Raw genomic sequence first — 15324 nt, forward strand, 5'->3', positions numbered from 1 at the left:
GATCACGGCGTGTGGATCAGCGCGGCCTTGATGGCCGGCTCGAGCAGCGCCAGCAGGCTCTGCGGATAAAGGCCGACGATCAGGGTGCCGATGCCCATCACCAGGATCGGCCAATACTCCCGCCAGGTCATGTCGGCGAGCGGCGGCTTGGGCTGCGGCAGGCCGAACACCAGCCCCTTCAGCAGCCGCGTCGCGTAGATCACCGAGACGATCAGGGTGGACAGCGCCAGCAGCGCGAACACCCAATTGACCTGGAAGATGCCGACGATCACCAGCGCCTCGCCGACGAAGTTGGCGGTGCCGGGCAGCGCCAGCAGCGCCGAACAGAACAGCGCGAACGCCGCGGCGAATTTCGGCGCGGTCTGCTGCAGGCCGCCGAGCTGGCGCAAGTCGCGCGTATGGGTGCGCTCGTACAGCGCGCCGATCAGCAGGAACAGCGCTGAGGCCGAGAACGAGTGCGCGATCATCTCGACCGCGGCGCCGGCGAGCGCGTAGTGCACGCCGGCCGCGATGCCCATCAGCACGATCGACATGTGGGCGATCGACGTATAGGCGACCAGCCGCTTGGCATCGTTCTGGCCGCAGGCGACGAGGCCGCCATACAGCGCACCGGCTGCGCCGAGCGCGATGCCGTAAGGCGCCACCGCGGCGAGACCGTCCGGAAACAGCATCGGGGCGAACCGGAACAGCCCGTAGGCGCCGGTCTTCAGCAACAGGCCGGCGAGCAGGATCGAGCCCGCGGTCGGCGCCAGCGTGTGCGCCTCCGGCAGCCAGGCGTGGAACGGCGGCACCGACAGCTTGACCATGAAGGCCAGCGAGAAGCCGAGCAGCATCCACACCTGAACCGGCGTCGAGAGCTTCATCTCGGCGAGTTCGAAGGCGCTGAACGTCATGTGATCGGCCATCGCCGCCAGCGCGAACGATGCCGCCAGCAGACCGAAACCGGCAGCCGCGTTGAAGATCAGGAATTTCAGCGCGGCGCCTTCCTTGTCGCCATGGCCCCACACCGCGATCAGCGTGAACGCCGGCACCAGCATCGCTTCCCAGAAGAACGCGAAGATCAGCAGGTCGAACGACAGGAACACGCCGACGGTCGCCGCCACGGTCCAGCACAGGCTGGCGTGAAACAGCCCGGATTGGGTGCGGATCTCGCTCCAAGACGCCATCACCGAGATGATGCCGAGCCCAGCGGCGAGCGCGATCATCGTCGCCGACAGACCGTCGATCGCGAATTCCAGCGAGATGCCGAACGACGGCACCCACGGATACGACACCTTGTCGTACCAGCGCCCATCGGCTCCGGTGGCAACGACACCGACCAACAGCACCAGCATCAGCGCGAAGGTCGCGATCGTGACCCAACGCTCGCGCTCGCCCTTGCCGGCGACGAAGAATGCGACGAGGCCGCCGATCGCAGGCAGCAGGATGAGCGCAATCAACGCCATGACGTCCCCCAGGCAAACAATAGAAGTCCCGCGCAACCGAGCGCGATCCACAGCGAGTGATCACGGACGCGGCCGGTTTGCGTCCGCCGCACCAGCGCCCAGGCGTGGCCGGCACCGCCGGCCAGGCCCATCCAGGCGCGATCGATCCGGTCCGGATTGAAGCGCGCCACGAAGAACCCGACGAACAGCCGGGCCACGACGATCAGCAATCGGCCGACCGGATCGCCGGCCACCATCCGCACCACCGGGGTCTGACCATCGGTGGCGCGCGTAATCAGGTCGGTGCGGATACCGCGAACCTGGCTGGCGCCGCGGCCGAGCGGATCGTCGGTGACGAGTCCGGGCACGTCAACGCCCTCACGGCGCAGCGCGACGGCGTCGGCCACCGCCTCGGTGCCTTCGGCATTGCCGAGCACGGTTGCGACGCGGCGGAAGCGCCGGACGAAGTAATAGTAGTACAGCACCTCGAACCGGAAGATGCGGACGTGGCGCATCCGCTTCGCCAGCGCCTCGAGCTCCTGCGGGTGCTTGACCAATTGCCGCGCCAGCAGCACGCCGAGGATCGGCGCGGCGGCGCCGAGCAGGGTCGGCAGCAACGGCGTATGTACCGGCGTGCCGCCGGTGAACTGAATCAGCGCGCCGACCGACAGGCCACCGATCACCGCCACCAGCGTCAGCACCGTCAGCGGCACCACCACGGCGAGACCGCCCCAAGCGGGAGCTGCGAGATCGGCGGTCTGGCTGACGGCGACGAACACCACGCGGAATGCGTAAGCGCCGGTCAGAACCGCAGCGGTCGCGGCCAGCAGCCACAATGGGACGCCCCACGGTCCGCTGCTCCACACCGCGGCGAGCACGGCTTCCTTCGAGTACCAGCCGGCGGTGATCACCGGCAGGCCGGCGAGCGAGGCGGCGCCGACCGCGAAGCTCCAGAACGCCAGCGGCTGGCGATAGCGCGAGCCGCGCAGCGCCTCGATCGCGGTCGAACCGCCGGCGGCGTGGCTCATCACGCCGGCGCTGAGGAACAGCAGCGACTTGAACACCGCGTGGATAGCGAAGTGCGACAGCGCGACCGCGGGCGCACCGAGCCCGAGCGCCAGCACCATGAAGCCGATCTGGCTCATGGTCGAGAACGCCAGCAGCTTCTTGACGTCGGTCTGAATCAGCGCGACCAGCGCGCCGAGCGCCGCGGTGAGGATGCCGAGCATCGCCACCATGGCGGAGATTTCCGGCGCGGCGGCGAACAGCGGCGCCAGCCGCGCCAGCAGGATCACGCCGGCCGCCACCATGGTGGCGGAGTGCAGCAGCGCCGACACCGGCGTCGGGCCCGCCATCGCGCTCGGCAGCCAGGTGTGGAACGGAAACTGCGCCGACTTGCCGAGCGCGCCGAGCGCGATCAGCCCGGCGATCGGAGCCAGCCGCCATGGATCAATTCCCGGCACCGCGGCCAGCATGCCGTCGAGCCGCGTGGTGCCGGCATTCAAGAAAAGCATCATCAGGCCGGCGAGCAGGAAGCTGTCGGCGACGCGGGTGGTGATCAGCGCCTTGCGACCCGACGCCACCGCCTTCGGCAGCTTGTCGTAGAACGCGATCAGCATGAAACTGCACAGGCCGATGGTTTCCCAGCCCAGGAACAGCAGGATGACGTCGGCGGCGAACACCACCGCCAGCATCCCGGCGAGGAACAGGTTCATCACCGCGAAGAACCGGCGCAAATCCGGCAGCGGCTCGGACGCCATGTAGGCGCCCGAATAGATCAGCACCAATGCGCCGACCAGCACGACGGTGCCGCCAGTGACCATGCTGAGCGGATCCATCGACATCGCGATCTGCGCGACGAATACGCCGGTGTCGATCGACAGGATCGGCACCACCGCGCCGGCGACGCAGACGCCTTCGATGCAGGACAGCCCGACCGGGAAGAACAGGATCGCCGGCAGCACCGCGGCGCCGACGCCGAGCGTGATCACCGCGGCGCGCGACAGCGGCACCGGGATCAGCGACAAAATCACGAAGCCGAGCAGCGCCGGGACCGGGACGAAGGGAAGCAGATGCGCCATGCTCAGCCCTTCAGTCCGCTGATGGCATCGCTGTCGTCGGTGCCGGTGAGCCGGCGCAGACGCAGGAACAGCGCCAGCCCGACCGCGACTTCGGCGGCGGCGAGCGTCAGCACCAGGATGAACATCCCCTGCCCTTCCGGATCGGCGTGATAGGCGCCGGCGGCGATGAAGCCGAGCGCCGGGCCGCTGAGCGCAACTTCCAGCGCGACGAGCTGAAACAGCATGCCGCGGCGCGCCAGCACGCCAAACACGCCGATCGCGAACAGACCGGCGGCCAGGATCATGATGCCGATCAGGTCGGAGCCGGTCATGATCCGCTCCTCGGGCTGCGGTCGCTGCGACCGATGTGGCGGACGCCGATCAGACCGGCGAGCAACAACAGTGACGCGAGTTCGACCGCCAGCGCCCACGGCCCGAACAGCAGCTTGCCGACCTCCTGGGCCGACACCGGCGCCGGCTGGCCGGTGGCCTTCAGGCCGAACTCGCCGAACACGAAGGGCGCGACGATCAGCACCGACATCAACACCGGCAATGGCCAGGCGCGGCGCAACAGCGCGCGTTCGCGGGTGATCGCCTCCGGCGAGATCGGCAGCGTCATCACCACAAATACGAACAGCACCACGATGGCGCCGGCATAGATCATGATCAGCAGCACGGCCGCGAATGCGGCGCCGAGCGCGAAGAAGCACACCGCCAGCGCCAGCAGCGTCACTACTAAATACAGCAGCGAGTGTACCGCGTTCGGTCGCGTCACCGACAGCGCCGCCGAGATCAGCGCGAAGGCGCCCGCATAGATCGCAAGCAGCGAACTCATGGCAGCAGCCCCTTCAGGTTCACCGGCGGCGCCTCGTGTTCGGCCTCGCCCTTGTCCTTACCAGGGATCGCCTTGCCAGCGACCGACCAGTAGCGATAGCCGCGTACCTTGCCTTCGCCGGAAATCAGAAGATCGTGCTTCTCGTACACCAGCGCGTCGCGGCGCCATTCCGACAATTCATAGTCCGGCGTCAGCTGGATCGCCGCGGTCGGACAAGCGTCCTCGCAGAAGCCGCAGAAGATGCAGCGCGCGAAGTTGACGCGGAAGTGTTCCGGATACCAGCGGCCGTCGTCGGCCACCGCCTTGGAAAGATCGATGCAGCCGACCGGGCAGACCGTCGCGCACAGATTGCAGGCGACGCAGCGCTCCTGGCCGTCCGGATCGCGGGTCAGCACGATGCGGCCGCGGGCGCGCGGATACAGCTTCGGCTTCTGTTCCGGATAGAGCTGCGTCTCCGGTTTGACGAACAGCTTGCGGCCGACCCGCAGCAGCGCTTCCAGCCATCCGAATCCGATCATGACGCGCTCCTCGCCACGACGACGATGCCAGTCAGCATCAGATTGAGCAGCGACAGCGGCAGCGCCACCTTCCAGGCGAAGCTCAGGAGCTGGTCGTAGCGCGGCCGCGGCAGCGTGGCGCGGATCCAGACGAACGCGACCGCGATCACCGCGGTCTTGAGCCCGAACCAGACCGGGCCGGGCAGCCACGGCCCGAGCCAGCCGCCGAAGAACAGCGTCACCGCCAGCGCCGACACCAGCAGCACCGCGAGATATTCGCCGAGGAAGAACAGGCCGAACGACATGCCGGTATATTCGGTGATGAACCCGGCGATCAGATCGTTCTCGGATTCCGGCAGGTCGAACGGCAGCCGGTGCGCAGCCGCAACGCCGGCGATGGTGAACAGCACCGCCCCGAGTGGCTGCACCACCACGAACCAGACGCTGCGCTGCGCCTCGACGATCTCGGCCATCGAGAACGAACCGGCGATCATCACCACGCCCATCAGCGAAAGGCCGAGGAACACCTCATAGGCCAGCATCTGCGCCGCTGCACGCATGCCGCCGAGCAGCGAGAACCGGTTGTTCGACGCCCAGGCGCCGAGCACGGCGGCATAAGCCGTAAGCCCCAGCATGCCGAGCAGAAACAGCAGTCCGACATCGACCGAGGACAGCGCCCAGCCGTCACCGATCGCCACCACGCCGAAGCCGGCGAGCACCGGCGTCGCGGCGACGGCCGGCGCCAGGATGTAGAGCAGCTTGTCGGCGCCCGGCGGCGGCCGATCTTCCTTGGTGAGGATCTTCACCGTGTCGGCGACCCATTGCAGGGCCCCGAACGGGCCGACGCGGTTCGGCCCGTAGCGCTCCTGCACGAAGCCGAGCAGCCGCCGCTCCACCCAGGTGAAGGTACCGGCGAGCACCAGCAGCACCATGATCAGCGCGACCGAAATCGTGGCGGTGATGATCATCCCGATCATGGCGCCGCCTCCACCTTGACCCGGCGCAGCGGGCCACGCGGCTGGCACGAGCCGGCGCTGATCACCACGGTGCCGCGCGGTACCGACTCATCCAGCGTCACCACCGGCGCGCAGGGATTGCCGTCGACCTGCACCGCTGTGCCGTCACGGAAACCGTGCAGCGCCGCATCATCAGGATGCAGCAGCAATCGTGGCGCCGGCCGGCGCGCAGCAAGTAGCGCGCTGGCACGGCTCAACTCGCCGCCGGTGAAGGCGTCGTGCAGCGGGATCAGCCACAGCCCTTCGCCGGCCTCGATCGGCTGCAGCACGGCATCCGGCAGCGACGCTTCGCCCGGCTTGATCAGCAAGGTGCCGGGATCGCCGCCGCGCAGCGGACCGCCGACTTCTTCCAAAAAGCGCGTGACGTTGTTGGCCGAATGCAGGCCGGAGGTCTTGTAGCTGGTGATCAGCGGCGTCGGCACCGCGGTGCCACGCGCGCCCTTGATGCCGAACGTCAGCGGCCCATCCTGATCGACCGGGATCACCGCATCGGCAAACTGCCCGGCGCGATCGTCGGCCGTCCGGCCGGTGTAAGGCCGCGGCGCGCGGGTGACCTTGCCGTCGGGCATCCCGAAGTCTTCGCCCGGCGCAGCGTCGGCTACCGCCACAAGGTCGGGACGTTCGACGATCAGGTCGCCGATCAGCGCGTCGAGCCCGTGCCAGTCGCCGGCACCGAACGCATCGAGCCGGCGCCAGCTTGCCGGTGCGGACTCCTGCGGCGCGACCGCGGCGAAGAAGCGTTGTGCGCGGCCTTCATAATTGACGAAGGTGCCAGTCGCCTCGGTGAACGGCGCCACCGGCAGGGCGACCGCGGCACGTGCCGTGGTCTCATTGGCCATCGAGTCCAGCGCGACCACCCCCTTGGCGGCGGCAAACAGCCGCTCGACACTGGCGCGGGGGGCACGGTCGAACAGATCGTTCTCGAGCACGATCGCGGTCTTGGCACCGCCGCGTTGGAGCAAAGCGGCAGCGCTGTCGAGCCCGTCGCCGCCGAGCAGCGCGAGCCCGATGCTGTTGGCTTCCGGCGCCAGCAGCACGATCCGCGCCTTGGCGCCGAGCGCCGCGACAATGCGCGCCGCGGCTTCGATGATCTCGGGCGACATCAACGCACAGCCGGCGACGATCAGCGGCCGTTCGGCGTTCGCCAGAATTTCGGCAACCCGCGCCGCTTCGGAATGCTCCTCGACCTCCTCGACGCCACCTGCGCCGAGCGCAGACGCAACGCTGCCGCCGAATGCGGCGACGCCTTGCGGATCGAGCCGCAGCGACAGCACGGCGAGATCGTTGAGCGCATCGGGCAGCGGCGTCGCCAGCACGATCGGCGAGCGGCGCCCTTCACCGGCGGTGCGCACCGCCGGATCGAGGAAGGCGTGCACGCCCTTCTGCGCGGCAAGATCGCGCTCAGCGCCCCGTGCTGTCTGCCGCAACGCCAAGGCCAGCCGCGGCGCGGTGCCGGTGAGGTTTTCGCCGAGTACCAGCACGGCATCGGCGTGCTCGACCTCGTGCAGCGACGCGATCTTGGCAGGCCCAGCCCGCAAAATCTCGACGATACGCCGCACCAGGCCGGCTTCGACATCGGACACGCCGGCGAAGAACCGCTCCGGCCCGACCAAACGCTGGAGCGCGTAGTTGGCTTCCAGCGAAGCGCGCGGCGAGCCGATCCCGATCGCGCCTTCGGCCACAATGGCATGGGCTGCCGAGGCCGCGTCGTGCTCGCTGGCAGGCGCGCCGCCCATCAGCGGCTGCCGCAGCCGATGCTCGGAGACGACGTGCAGCGGACCGTAGCGACCGCGATCGCAGATGAAATAACCATTCAGCGCGCCATGGTAGCGGTTCTGCACCCGCTTCACCCGGCCGTCGCGCTGGTCGACCAGGATGTTGCAACCGAGCGAGCAATGCGGGCAGATCGACGGCGTCGCCCGCATGTCCCATTTGCGCGAATAATCGCGCGACCAGCCCTTGTCGTTGAACACGCCGGTCGGACACACTTCGGCGAGGTTGCCGGCGAACGGGCTTTCCAGCGGGCCGTCCTCGGCCCGTCCGAAATACACGTTATCGTGGGCGCCGAACGCGTCGAGATCGCGGCCGCCCGCATAGTCGCGATAGAACCGGGTGCAGCGATAGCAGGCGATGCAGCGGTTCATCTCGTGCGTCACCAGCGGCCCGAGATCCTGATTGCGATGGGTGCGCTTGGTGAATTTGTAGCGGCGATCGATGTGGCCGGCGGCGATCGTCATGTCCTGCAGATGGCAGGAGCCGGCCTCCTCGCACACCGGGCAATCGTGCGGATGGTTGACCATCAGCCATTCGATCACCTGGGCGCGGAACGCCACCGCTTCCGGATCGGACACCGAGACCCGCTCGACATCGGCAACCGGCGTCATGCAACTCATGACGATGCGGCCTTCCTTGTCGTCCGGGCCGTCATAGACCTTCACGGCGCATTGCCGGCAGGCGCCGACCGAGCCGAGCGCGCCGTGCCAGCAGAAATACGGCACGTCGATGCCGTGCGTCAGGCACGCCGACAGCAAATCCTCGCCGTCCTTGGCTTCGATGACGCGGCCGTCGATCTCGATCTTCTTCTTGGTCATGCGCGGCCCACCGGACAGAAGCCCTGGAGGTGGGCCGTGAAGATGTCGCCGAAGCGCTCGAGACCGCTGCGGAGCGGCGTCAGCGCGCCGGTGTTGAGGTCACAGTAGCTGCGGCCTGACGGGCCCGACAGCGCGACGTGCTGGTGCAGCAGGTCGATGTCGGCGCGTGTGCCCTTGCCGGCTTCGAGCGTATCGAGCAGCTTCGATACCCACGGCAGACCGTCGCGGCACGGCGTGCACAGCCCGCAGCTCTCGCGCGCGTAGAACCGCATATGGCGCCCGATCGCCGCCACCGGACAGGCGCGGTCGTCGAGCACAATCAGCGCGCCGGTGCCGAGCGAACTGCCGGCCTTTTTGGTACTGGTGAAATCGAGCGGCACGTCGAGTTCAGCCTTCTCGAAGAACGCGGTGGCGCCGCCGCCGGGCTGGAATGCCAGCAACGCGCGGCCGCCGCGAATGCCGCCGGCGCGGTGCAGCAGCTCACGCGCGGTCGAGCCCATCGGCGCTTCGATCAGTTGCGGACGCTCGACGCAGCCGGAGACGCCGTACAGCTTGGTGCCGCCTTCGTCGGTGAACGACAGCGACCGATACCAGTCGGCGCCGTTCTCGATGATCGACGGCACCGACGACAGTGTCTCGACGTTGTTGACCGTGGTCGGCCGGCCCCACAGGCCGCTGACCGCCGGATAAGGCGGCCGATGCCGCGGCACCGGACGCTCGCCCTCGATCGCCGCGATCAGTGCGGTCTCTTCGCCGACAATGTAGCGGCCCGCGGAAGAGTGCACCCGCATCGTCAGGTCGAAGCCGGAGCCGAGAATGTCGCGGCCGAGCAACCCGGCGGCTTCGGCCTCGGCGATCGCGCGGCTCAGCGCGGTGGCAGCGGCACGATATTCGTCGCGGACCAGGATGATCACTTCGGTGGCGCCGATCGCATAGGCAGCGATGGTCGCGCCCTCGATCAGTTGATGCGGCAGCGCCTCCATCAACAGCCGGTCCTTGAACGAGCCGGGCTCGGTCTCGTCGCCGTTGACGCAGAGATAGCGAGCGCCTGGACCGGCCTTGTCGCTGCCGGTGCGCATGAAGCGCCATTTGTTGGCGGTCGGAAAGCCGGCGCCGCCGCGGCCGCGCAAGCCCGCGGCCTCGACCATCGCGATGATCGCTTCCGGGCTGTGCCGCTTGAGCGCCAGCGACAGTGCCGCATAGCCGCCAAGCCCCCGCCACGCGGCAAGGCTATGCGGCTGGCGGTCGGCGCGGGCGCGGCCGGTGAGCGGCCTGTCGCTCATGGCTGGCCTCCCACCGCAGCGCCGCCGATCAGCGCGTCGAGATCGTCCGGCGTCAGAGGACCGATCAGCTTACGTTCCGGGCCGACCAGCGCCACCGGCGCACGGTCGCAGCCGCCGACGCAGCAGATGTTGATCAGCGTGAACTTGCCGTCCGGCGTGGTTTCGCCGAAGCCGATGCCGAGCTTGCTCATCACCGCATCGCGCACCGCATCGCCGCCGCACAGATAGCAGCTCAGCCCGTCACAGAGCAGGATCACGGTGTCGCCGACCGGCGAGCGGAAGATCTGACTGTAGAACGTCGCCAGCGCGTCGATCTCGGCAGGCGTGACGCCGAGCACGTCGGCGGCTTCCTTCAGGTGCGCGTCGGACACCCAGCCTTCGGCTTCCTGCACCAGCTTCAGCGCTTCCACCATCGCAGCCTTCGCGCCGCCATGGGTGGCGGCAGCGTGCTGAATCGCGGTCTTGAGGGCGGGACTGAGGCTCATCGGTCGACGTCCGACATCACGTAGTCAATGCTGCCGAGATAGGCGACGAGATCGGCCACCATCATGCCGGGCGCCACCGCGGAAATCATCTGGAGATGCGCGAACGACGGCGTACGGATCCGGGTGCGATAGCTCGACGGCTCGCCGTCCGAAATCAGCGCGAACTGCGTCAGGCCACGCACGGTCTCGACCTGGCCGGTGTATTCGCCCGGCGGCAGCACCGGACCCCAGCTCGTGCTGACGAAGTGATGGATCATGGTCTCGATGTCGTGCAGCATCCGCTCGCGCGGCGGCGGCGTCGTCAGCGGATGATCCGCCTTGATCGGGCCCGACGGCATGTTGTCGACGCACTGCCGGATGATCTTCAGCGACTGCCGGATCTCCTCGACCCGCACCACCGTGCGGTCGTAGCAATCGCCGGTGTGGCCGACCGGAATTTCGAAGTCGAAATTCTCGAAGCCCGCATAGGGCCGCGCCTTGCGCACGTCCCAGGCATAGCCGGTCGCCCGCAGGCCCGGACCGGTGACGCCCCAATCCAGCGCCATCGCGGTGTCGTAGGCCGCAATTCCCTTGGTGCGCGCGCGGAAAATCTCGTTGCGCAGCACCATGCCCTCGTAGTCGTCGAGCCGCGACGGCATCCAGTCGAGGAATTCGCGCACCAGCCGGTCCCAACCCTCCGGCAGATCCATCGACAGGCCGCCGATGCGGAAGAAGCCGGGATGCATCCGGGCGCCGGTGATCGACTCGATCACCCGGTAGCCACGCTCACGGTCGGTGAACATGTAGAACACCGGCGACATCGCACCGGTGTCCTGCGCCATCGTGCCGTAGAACAACAGGTGGTTCATGATGCGGAACATTTCCGACAGCATGATCCGCACCGTCAGCGCACGGTCCGGCACCTTGATGCCGCAGGCCTTTTCGACCGCCTGCAGGTAGGGCATTTCGCCCATCACGCCGCCGAGATAATCGACGCGGTCGGTGTAGGGCAGGAAGTTGTGCCAAGTCTGGCGCTCGGCCATCTTCTCGGCGCCGCGATGATGGAAGCCGATATCGGGCCGCGCCGCGACGATCTCTTCGCCGTCGAGCGCCAGCACGATTCGGAAAACGCCGTGGGTCGCCATCGAATGCGGCCCGTAGTTCAGGATCATCAGCTCGACGCCGTCGCGATGCGTCGGCAGGCCGAACTTCTCCGGATCGGCGGCGAGCGCGTGCTCTTTGGCGTCGAACAGCGACGCCGTCATGTTGAACAGCGGCCGTTCGGTGGCGCGACCCGGCTGGGTCTTACGCATCGGGTGGCCTTCCCAGCCCGGCGGCAGCAGGATGCGCAGCGAATGCGGCTGAGCTTCGAACTCGACGCCGAACATGTCGTAGGCTTCGCGCTCGTACCACGGCGCGTTGGGATACACCGTGCCGATCGACTTGGCGCGCGGATATTCGGCATCGAGCGCGATCTTGATCCTTATGTCGGCATTGCGCTCGTGCGACATCAGATGGCTGGCGATGGTGATGCCGGACGGCGGCAGGCCTTCGCGATGCTTGCGCGCGGTCTCGTCGATCGCCCACAGGTCGACCAGCATCCTGAACGGCCGGTCAATCTCCTGCTTCAGGAAGCGATGCACGTCGATCGTCGCGTCCGGCCGAATCCAGACGGTCGGAAACCGATCGGCAGTAACTTGCTGGCCCAGCACCGCATCCTTGAAGCGCGCGCTGAGCTCGGTGACGAGTTCGGATGCGCTCACAATGACTCCGGCGGATCGAGCAGGGTCTGCGCCATGCGTTCGTCATGGCGCTGGTCGCGCCGGCGCGGCGCGTCGAAGCCGAGGCCGGCGGTGTTGCCGACGGTGACGCCGAGCGGACGGCGTTCGCTGCCGACCTGCTGCTGCAGCATGATCAGCGCGTCGAGCACAGCTTCCGGCCGCGGCGGACATCCGGGGATGTAGACGTCGACCGGAATGAAGCGGTCGACGCCCTGCACCACCGAATAGATGTCGTACATGCCGCCCGAGCAGGCGCAGGCGCCCATCGCAATCACCCAACGCGGCGCGCGCATCTGTTCGTACAGGCGCAGCAGCGGCGCGGCCATCTTGTGAAACACGGTGCCGGACACGACGAGAAGATCGGCCTGACGCGGCGAAGCGCGTATCACTTCGGCGCCGAACCGTGCCTGGTCGTAGACCGGCGTCAGCACCGTGACCTGTTCGACGTAGCAGCACGACAGCCCGAAATTGAACGGCCACAGGCTGTGCTTGCGCGACCAGGCGGTGAGGTCTTCGAGCGTGGTGAACAGGCTCGACAGCGCCATATGTTCTTCGACCGAGCGCTGTTCGCCCGGCATGCCCGGATGTTGCGGCGTCATCGTCATCGGCGCTTGCCCTTGACCCAGTCGAGCGCTCCGTCGAGCCACAGATACACCAGCGCCAGCAGCAGCACGCCGATGAATACGGCGGCTTCGATCAGGCCGAGCCAGCCGGCGTCGCGCGCGGCGACCGCCCAGGCGAACAGGATCGCTGCTTCCATGTCGAAGATCACGAACAGCGCGGCGATCAGGAAGTACGGCGCGTTCAGCGGCCCCTGCTGCGGCTGCGCCGGCAGCACGCCGCCTTCGTAGGGCACGTCGGGCCGCGCACCGGAGCGCTTCTCGCGCAGCCAGGCCGCGACCACGATGATCGCCGCAACGATCCCGGCCGACAGGGCGACGTGGATAGCGAGTGCGGCGCCCGAATTGATCGGAAGGGTCAGATCACCCACCGGCAAGGCTCCAACAAACAGCGGAAGAGCGGAAGAGCGGATCACGAACGATCCGACGTGGGGTGTAGAAGTCGGGTTGTTAACGCATCGTCACCATGCCATCCGACCCGTCAAGGCTGGTTGACGCGGATCAACTCCGCGGCCACGACAACGTGAGAATCCCGCTGTGATTTCCTGTACTTGGAACCCGGTACAGGGTGTCGGAAAGCCCCGCATGGCAGGGCTTTGCGTGCTCCAGCCGAGGTTCTTCCGACGGCCGAATCGGCGTCGCCCACAATCTGCGGCACGTTGCCACGTTGAGCCGCGATGGCCGTGAGATTGCGTGCCCGGTGACTGTCCGAGGTCGGCCGCGTACGCATCGGTCCGTCTCAACATGCCCTCGGACAGATGCGCGAGCACATTTCGCCGGACGCTGAAATGATCTAACGATAACTGTTTCGTCCTGGGCCGGCTGATGTCGCTACTCCATCTCTACACCCGCGTGCTGCAACTGCTCGGCAAGGAGGCGCGGCTCGGCTGGATTCTTGCCGTCGCCAATCTGCTGCTCGCCACCGCGCAATTCGCCGAGCCGATCTTGTTCGGCCGGATCGTCGACGTGATGAGCGGCAATCTCGCCACCGGCGCACTCGTGCCGGAGACGCGCTCACCCTGGCCGCTCCTCGGCGCCTGGGTCGGCTTCGGCCTGTTCACCATCATGTGCTCGGCGCTGGTTGCGCTGCAGGCCGACCGGCTGGCGCACCGGCAACGCCAGGCCGTGCTCACCGGCTACTTCGAACACATCCTGCAGCTGCCGATCAGCTTCCACACCGGCACCCATTCGGGCCGGCTGATGAAGGTGATGCTGCAAGGCACCGACGCGCTGTGGCGGATGTGGCTCGGCTTCTTCCGCGAGCACTTCGCCGCGATCCTGTCGCTTGTCGTGCTGCTGCCGCTGTCGCTTTACATCAACTGGCGGCTGGCGATCCTGCTGTTCGTGCTGTGCATCGTGTTCACGGTGCTGACCACGCTGGTGGTGCACAAGACCTACGGCATGCAGGGCGAAGTCGAAGCCCAGTACAGCGATCTCTCCGCCCGCGCTTCGGACGCGCTCGGCAATGTCGCGCTGGTGCAGAGCTTCGTGCGCATCGACGCCGAGGTGCAGGGGCTGCGCAATGTCTCGGGGCGGCTGCTCGCGGCACAGATGCCGGTGCTGTCGTGGTGGGCGCTGGTGACGGTGATCACCCGCGCATCCACCACCATCACGGTGCTGTCGATCTTCGCGCTGGGCATCTACCTCAACCAGCAGGGGCTCACCAGCGTCGGCGAGATCGTGATGTTCGTCTCGTTCGCCACGCTGCTGATCCAGCGGCTCGAGCAGGTGGTGAACTTCATCAACAACGTGCTGATGGAAGCGCCGCGCTTGCGCGAATTCATCGCGGTGCTCGATACCGTGCCCGCCGTGCGAGACCGCGCCGATGCGATCGACTGCGGCCGGCTGTCCGGCCTGGTCGAATTCCAGAACGTATCGTTCTCTTATGACGGCAAGCGGCCGGCGGTCGAGGACCTCAGCTTCACCGCCCTGCCCGGCGACACCATCGCGCTGGTCGGCGCCACCGGCGCCGGCAAGTCGACCGCGATCGCGCTGCTGCATCGCGCCTTCGATCCGCAGTCCGGCGTGATCAAGGTCGACGGCATGGACGTCCGCGGTATTACACTGGCGTCGCTACGGCGGAACATCGGCGTGGTGTTTCAGGAAGCGCTGCTGTTCGACCGCTCGATCGCCGACAATCTGCGGGTCGGCAAGCCGGACGCCACGCCGGAAGAGTTGCGCCTCGCCGCCGAACGCGCCCAAGCGCTGGAGTTCATCGAGCGCAGCGACCACAAGTTCGAGACCAATGCCGGCGAGCGCGGCCGGATGCTGTCCGGCGGCGAGCGGCAACGGTTGTCGATCGCGCGCGCATTGCTGAAGGATCCGCCGATCCTGATCCTCGACGAAGCCACCTCGGCACTCGACGCGGTGACCGAGGCCAAGCTCAACCTCGCGCTCGACGAGGTGATGAAAGGCCGCACCACCTTCGTGATCGCGCACCGCCTGTCCACCATCCGTGACGCCACCCGTATTCTGGTGTTCGACAACGGCAAAGTGATCGAAAGCGGAACGTTCGATGAACTGGTGGCGCGCGGCGGTGCATTTGCGCAATTGGCACGGGCGCAGTTCATGGTGCAGGAGAGCGCGCGCTCCGCAATGAGCCCGGCAGCCAACCCACAACTCTGATCGGTCGAATTTCAGCCCTTTTCGTCCCCGATTACCCGGGGCCAAGCCCTGTTCTGCGGGCGCGAGCCGGTATAGGGTCGGGTTTGCTGGGGCCACCGCCTGAAAACCCGAACGTCACCGTGCCGCGA

13 protein-coding genes are annotated in these 15324 nt (G+C 67.4%); 1 reads left to right on the forward strand and 12 read right to left on the reverse strand.

Annotated elements, in window-relative coordinates:
• Window positions 1-2: 2 nt before the first annotated feature.
• Genes VRZ08_RS09545 through VRZ08_RS09600 form a run of 12 tightly spaced genes read right to left on the reverse strand, consistent with a single transcriptional unit; the run spans window position 3 to window position 12942 of the window.
• Window positions 3-1445: a complex I subunit 4 family protein gene (locus tag VRZ08_RS09545; RefSeq protein WP_264074531.1), complete on the reverse strand. Its 1443-nt coding sequence runs from the start codon at window positions 1443-1445 to the stop codon at window positions 3-5.
• Entirely contained in the window at window positions 1436-3505 is a 2070-nt protein-coding gene (locus VRZ08_RS09550) for an NADH-quinone oxidoreductase subunit L (protein WP_414532390.1), read from the reverse strand. Before VRZ08_RS09550 ends, VRZ08_RS09545 begins: the two co-directional genes overlap by 10 nt.
• A 2-nt stretch (window positions 3506-3507) precedes the next feature.
• On the reverse strand, window positions 3508-3816 hold the full coding sequence (gene nuoK / locus VRZ08_RS09555; RefSeq protein WP_107356823.1) for an NADH-quinone oxidoreductase subunit NuoK: 309 nt from the start codon (window positions 3814-3816) through the stop codon (window positions 3508-3510).
• The gene (locus tag VRZ08_RS09560; RefSeq protein WP_414532391.1) at window positions 3813-4319 is read right to left on the reverse strand and encodes an NADH-quinone oxidoreductase subunit J; all 507 of its coding nucleotides are present in this window, start codon (window positions 4317-4319) and stop codon (window positions 3813-3815) included. The genes nuoK and VRZ08_RS09560 overlap by 4 nt, the downstream gene beginning before the upstream one ends.
• Window positions 4316-4837 (reverse strand): NADH-quinone oxidoreductase subunit NuoI, encoded by a 522-nt coding sequence (nuoI, locus tag VRZ08_RS09565; protein WP_107356825.1) that lies wholly within the window; start codon window positions 4835-4837, stop codon window positions 4316-4318. The genes VRZ08_RS09560 and nuoI overlap by 4 nt, the downstream gene beginning before the upstream one ends.
• Window positions 4834-5793 (reverse strand): NADH-quinone oxidoreductase subunit NuoH, encoded by a 960-nt coding sequence (gene nuoH / locus VRZ08_RS09570; RefSeq protein ID WP_414532392.1) that lies wholly within the window; start codon window positions 5791-5793, stop codon window positions 4834-4836. Before nuoH ends, nuoI begins: the two co-directional genes overlap by 4 nt.
• Window positions 5790-8423: an NADH-quinone oxidoreductase subunit NuoG gene (gene nuoG, locus VRZ08_RS09575; RefSeq protein ID WP_414532393.1), complete on the reverse strand. Its 2634-nt coding sequence runs from the start codon at window positions 8421-8423 to the stop codon at window positions 5790-5792. Before nuoG ends, nuoH begins: the two co-directional genes overlap by 4 nt.
• Window positions 8420-9706 carry a complex I 51 kDa subunit family protein gene (locus VRZ08_RS09580; protein WP_414532394.1) on the reverse strand — a complete coding sequence of 429 codons (1287 nt, stop codon included), beginning with the start codon at window positions 9704-9706 and terminating at the stop codon, window positions 8420-8422. Before VRZ08_RS09580 ends, nuoG begins: the two co-directional genes overlap by 4 nt.
• Entirely contained in the window at window positions 9703-10191 is a 489-nt protein-coding gene (gene nuoE, locus VRZ08_RS09585; protein ID WP_107345853.1) for an NADH-quinone oxidoreductase subunit NuoE, read from the reverse strand. The genes VRZ08_RS09580 and nuoE overlap by 4 nt, the downstream gene beginning before the upstream one ends.
• A complete protein-coding gene (gene nuoC, locus VRZ08_RS09590; protein ID WP_414532395.1) occupies window positions 10188-11933 on the reverse strand; it encodes an NADH-quinone oxidoreductase subunit C/D in 1746 nt (581 codons plus the stop codon). Before nuoC ends, nuoE begins: the two co-directional genes overlap by 4 nt.
• Complete coding sequence (locus tag VRZ08_RS09595; RefSeq protein ID WP_013504135.1) at window positions 11930-12556, reverse strand: NuoB/complex I 20 kDa subunit family protein; 627 nt, start codon at window positions 12554-12556, stop codon at window positions 11930-11932. The genes nuoC and VRZ08_RS09595 overlap by 4 nt, the downstream gene beginning before the upstream one ends.
• The gene (locus tag VRZ08_RS09600) at window positions 12553-12942 is read right to left on the reverse strand and encodes an NADH-quinone oxidoreductase subunit A (RefSeq protein ID WP_011159799.1); all 390 of its coding nucleotides are present in this window, start codon (window positions 12940-12942) and stop codon (window positions 12553-12555) included. The genes VRZ08_RS09595 and VRZ08_RS09600 overlap by 4 nt, the downstream gene beginning before the upstream one ends.
• A gap of 454 nt (window positions 12943-13396) precedes the next feature.
• Between VRZ08_RS09600 and VRZ08_RS09605 the strand changes: the two genes are divergently transcribed.
• Window positions 13397-15196, forward strand: coding sequence for a glucan ABC transporter ATP-binding protein/ permease (locus VRZ08_RS09605; protein WP_414532396.1), 1800 nt, complete (start codon window positions 13397-13399; stop codon window positions 15194-15196).
• Window positions 15197-15324: the final 128 nt, after the last annotated feature.

It is taken from the genome of Rhodopseudomonas sp. G2_2311, from assembly GCF_047501505.1.
GTDB lineage: Bacteria > Pseudomonadota > Alphaproteobacteria > Rhizobiales > Xanthobacteraceae > Rhodopseudomonas > Rhodopseudomonas palustris_H.